Source organism: uncultured Aquabacterium sp. (genome assembly GCF_913773725.1).
GTDB lineage: Bacteria > Pseudomonadota > Gammaproteobacteria > Burkholderiales > Burkholderiaceae_C > Aquabacterium.
Map to the genome: position 1 here is coordinate 1 of NZ_CAJYGK010000065.1, position 2,613 is coordinate 2,613.

The following is a 2,613-nucleotide window of genomic DNA, read 5'->3' on the forward strand; positions in this document are numbered from 1 at the left end:
TGGCGATGCGCTTGAGGCGCTCCAGCTCGCGCTTGGCGCGGTTCACGTCGGCGATGTTGGTGCGCTCGTGCGAGAGCAGGTGCTTGGCGTAGGTCCAGCCCTTGTTCTCTTCGCCGATGAGGTTCTCGACCGGCACTTCGACGTTGTCGAACCAGACCTCATTCACCTCGTGCTCGCCGTCGAGCATGATGATGGGCTTGACCGTGACGCCGGGCGACTTCATGTCGATCAGCAGGAAGCTGATGCCGGTCTGGGGCTTGCCTTCGTTGGAGGTGCGCACCAGGCAGAAGATCCAGTCGCCGTACTGGCCGAGGGTCGTCCAGGTCTTCTGGCCGTTGACGATGTATTTGTCGCCTTGGCGCTCGGCGCGGCATTTCAGGGAGGCAAGGTCGGAGCCCGAGCCCGGCTCGCTGTAGCCCTGGCTCCACCAGACCTCGCCGCTCATGATGCCGGGCAGGAAGCGCTGCTGCTGCTCCGGCGTGCCAAAGGCCATGATGACCGGCGCCACCATCACCGGGCCGAAGGGCACGATGCGCGGCGCGCAGGCGAGGGCGCATTCCTCCTCGAACAGGTGGCGCTGCACGGCATTCCAGCCCGGGCCGCCAAACTGCTTGGGCCAGGCCCAGCCATGCCAGCCCTTGGCGCCAAGGATCTTGGCCCAGCGCTGCATGTCGTCCTTGCTCAGGCGCTGCGCATGGCGCACCTTCTGGGCGATGTCGGCCGGCAGATTGGCGCGCACCCAGTCGCGCACCTCGGTGCGGAACGCCTGTTCCGCCTCGGTGAAGTTGAGGTCCATGTCTCGCTGCGTCGTGATGGGAATGCCGAAGTTTTTAGCACGGTCGTTCGCATCTGCGCTGTCCGGCTTGGGACAGCCCTGACAAGCGGCCGCCCAAAAGCGCGAAAGGCACTCCGAGGAGTGCCTTTCGTTGTTGACGCGTGCCGATCTTCAGGCGGCCGTCTTGGCGCGGCGGCGGCGCAGGCCGGCCACACCGATCAGGGCGACGCTGGTCAGGGCGAGCGTCGCCGGCTCGGGCACCTTGCCACCGTTGTTGTTGGTTGCGCAGGAACCGTTGACCAGGTTGGATGCGCACTTGGTGCCGGCCACGGCGTACAGCTTGAAGAAGTCGTTGCCGTTGGACAGCTGGGAGTTGACGTTTTCCCGGCCGCCGGACTGCGTGAACCCGGAGTTGTAGGCCGAAATGAGCCACCAGCTGGAGGTCTTGCCGCCTGAGTTGACGGCGTTATAGGGGTTGACCTTGTCGTAGCCCATGCCGTAGTTGCCGACGAGTTCCCAGCTGCCGCCCAGGGTTGCGGCAGTGCCCGACAGAACAGGCGCGCTGCCACCGGTCCAGCGGAAAAGGGAGACGTCCACCGAAACGCCGGTGGTGCCATTGCAACCCGAGGCGCAATTGCTCGTCGTTCCGTTCGACACCCAGCCGAGCCCGACGCTCGTGATCGCGGTCGAGACGCCGCCGAAGCTCAGCAGCACCGCTTCGGTCCTGACCTTGTTGTCAAGGGCATGGTCCGGCGCCGTCGTTTCACCGGAGGTGTACATCCCGACGCCGCCGTCGAAATAGGCCAGACCGCCAGCGCCGTTGCCGCTCGCGTTCGCGGTCGTGCCAGTCCAGGAGCCGCTGACCACACCAGAGCTGTTTGCCACCGAGAACCCGCTCAGGGTCACGGTAGGGTCGCCCGAGACGGAGCCTGCCGCCTGAGTGCCGCCCGTGTTGAAAGTCCACACCGCATGCGCGCTGGTGCTCAGCAGGGCAGCACAGGCACCAACAGCCATCAGACTTGCGCGGATGTTCAGAAATTTCATTGTTCTTCCTTTGAGGGGCCCTGGGCGGGGCCATGCGGCAAGCTCTTCGCAAAGCTCATGCCAACATGAAAAATCCAGGCATTTCAAGGACTTGGAAGCTACCCCTCGTCAATGTGAATGAAATTGTAAGGATGGCCGACGCGCCCGCCGGCCAGTCACTCCCCTCAGTTGAGGGTGGCGAGCAGCCGCTTGGCCTCCCCGGCGGACGGGAACGCCGCGTCGCCGCGCAGGGCCGTGAGCAGTTCCTCGCGGGCCTCGGCCTTGCGGCCGGCCTGGGCGAGGACGACGGCCAGGTGGTAGCGGATGTCCGGGTTGTCGGGCGCACGCAGGCGCGCATCGCGCAGCAGTTGCAGTGCGCGGTCCGGCTTGCCGCCGTGGTGATTGGCCCAGCCGGCGGTGTCCAGCAGCCCCGGGTCGCGTGGGTCGGCCTTCAGGGCGCGCTCGGCGATTTCGACGGCGCCGCGATCCTTCAGTTCGATGAGCACATTGGCCAGGTCGTTTAGCGCGCCCGTGTTGTTCGGCTCGGTCTTCAGGATGGCTTCGTACTGCTTACGGGCGCCGGCATAGTCCTGCGAGCGCACCTGCATCTCGGCCATGGCCTTGCGCACGACACTGTCCGACGGGCTCTTGCGCAGCCACGCGTCGCCCAGCTCGGCGGCCAGCTTGGCATTGCCCTGCTGCGCATGAACGCGCATCAGGCGGGTGAGCGACAGGGCCGACTTGTCGAGTTCATGCGCCTTGCGCAGGGCGTCCAGCGCGATGGCGGTCTGGCCGCGGCGCAGGGCGACTTCGGC

General features: G+C 66.2%; 3 protein-coding genes. All 3 read right to left on the bottom strand.

Translation table 11 applies throughout. The features are described 5' to 3' along the window. Positions 1 to 796, bottom strand: a 796-nt coding sequence (locus QZ709_RS08095) for an acyl-CoA dehydrogenase family protein (RefSeq protein ID WP_294636756.1), incomplete at its 3' end; no start/stop codon positions are given. 150 nt (positions 797 to 946) lie between these two features. Further along, the gene (xdp1, locus tag QZ709_RS08100) at positions 947 to 1,819 is read right to left on the bottom strand and encodes an exosortase-dependent surface protein XDP1 (RefSeq protein WP_294636757.1); all 873 of its coding nucleotides are present in this window, start codon (positions 1,817 to 1,819) and stop codon (positions 947 to 949) included. A 164-nt stretch (positions 1,820 to 1,983) separates the two neighbouring features. After that, positions 1,984 to 2,613: tetratricopeptide repeat protein (locus QZ709_RS08105; RefSeq protein ID WP_294636758.1), on the bottom strand; the 630-nt coding region annotated here is incomplete at its 5' end.